The sequence below is a fragment of the Paracoccus panacisoli genome (assembly GCF_042435015.1).
In the GTDB taxonomy this organism is placed as follows: Bacteria; Pseudomonadota; Alphaproteobacteria; order Rhodobacterales; family Rhodobacteraceae; genus Paracoccus; species Paracoccus panacisoli.
In genome coordinates this window covers 1-1,029 of the sequence record NZ_JBHMQU010000096.1, presented here as the reverse complement: position 1 = coordinate 1,029, position 1,029 = coordinate 1, and the positions used below count along the sequence as shown (strand labels likewise).

Here is a 1,029-nt window from a genome sequence, read left to right as displayed (position 1 = left end):
GAAGATGAAGAAGGCACGACGGACCGAGGAACAGATTATCGGTATCCTTCAGGAGCATGATGCCGGCGCGAAGTGCGCAGATCTGTGCCGCAAGCACGGCATGTCGGAAGGCACATTTTACGCTTGGAAGGCGAAGTATGGCGGGATGACGGTGTCGGAGGCGAAGCGGCTGAAGGCACTCGAGGACGAGAACGCCAGGCTGAAGCGCTTGCTGGCTGACCAGATGCTCGACATGGCTGCAATGAAAGAACTGCTGTCAAAAAAGTGGTAACGCCCGCCGTGAAGCGCGAGGCTGTCGCGCACCTGAAGGCCCATCTCGGGCTGTCGGAGCGGCGGGCGTGCCAGATTGCCGGGGCGGCTTGTGTAAGCCGGAAGATGGTGCGCTACCAGTCCCAGCGAGCGCCGGACACGGCGCTGCGCGGGCGGTTGCGGGATCTGGCCAACGAGCGGCGAAGGTTCGGCTACCGGCGGCTGTTCGTGCTGCTCAGGCGCGAGGGAGAGCCATCCGGGATCAACCGCATCTATCGGCTTTACCGAGAAGAGGGCTTAACCGTGCGTAAACGCAAAGCGCGCCGCAAGGCCCTCGGAACGAGGGCACCGATCCTGATCGAGACACGGGCCAATGCACGGTGGTCGCTGGACTTCGTCCATGACCAGTTCGCCTGCGGGCGGCGCTTCCGGGTGCTGAACGTGGTTGACGACGTCACCCGCGAATGTCTGGCGGCGATCCCGGACACCTCGATTTCGGGCCGCCGCGTGGCTCGGGAACTGACGGCGCTGATCGAACGCCGCGGCAGGCCTGGAATGATTGTCAGCGATAACGGGACAGAGCTGACATCGAACGCGATCCTGAAGTGGTGCGCCGAGCACAAGGTCGAATGGCATTACATTGCGCCGGGCAAGCCGATGCAGAACGGGTTCGTCGAAAGCTTCAACGGCAGGATGCGGGACGAGCTTCTGAACGAGGCCCTGTTCCGCAACATCGCCCATGCCCGTGACCTGATCGCTGCCTGGGTCACCGACTATAAC

General features: G+C 62.8%; 1 pseudogene. It reads left to right on the top strand.

What is annotated here, in order from left to right:
• Window positions 1-4: 4 nt before the first annotated feature.
• Window positions 5-1,029: pseudogene (locus ACFHYO_RS15685) on the top strand (IS3 family transposase); the annotation flags it as partial.